The sequence below is a fragment of the Vibrio sp. 2132-1 genome (assembly GCF_033344315.1).
In genome coordinates, this window is record NZ_JAWPON010000700.1 from 1 (window position 1) to 557 (window position 557).

The window sequence follows — 557 nt, forward strand, 5'->3', positions numbered from 1 at the left end:
GTTCCTACGATCAAATACACAGCTTCCATATCCTGCTCCGTACGACCGTATGCCAACATAATAGGTCCAATTGGCGAGTCCACACCAAAGAAAATTGATGCAGCGTTATACAATGGTGCTTCATTCAATTTCAGATCGTTGTCTGACCATGTACCGCCATGTTCTAGCGACGCGCCTACATAAACTGGCGCTTCAAACAATCCAAAATCATTGTCGAACCATTTGTAGCGATATACCAAACTGCTGAAGAATAAGTTTTGCCCTATCAAGCTGTTTCTCGGTATGCCTGACAAATGCAAAAAGCCCCCTAACTCACGAGGGTCCAGCGTTATCGACGAGTTTTTACTTTGCACAAAGCTATATTCTGCTTGTCCGACTAAAGTATGACGCTGATAGCTCATTGCCCCCTTAAATCGAGCGTCAATTTCATACACTGTATCTTCCACAATATCTTTAGGCTTGGACTGACCTATCTCTTCAGGGCTGGTATCGTGAGAAACCAAATATTCTTGGTCGACCAACAAACCCGCCGGAGGACCAGCAACACCTTCGCGGTT

The 557-nt window shown here is 45.1% G+C and carries 1 pseudogene; it reads right to left on the reverse strand.

Going from position 1 to position 557, the window contains the following annotated elements:
• Positions 1-557, reverse strand: a pseudogene (locus R8N47_RS27465) (serine protease); the annotation flags it as partial.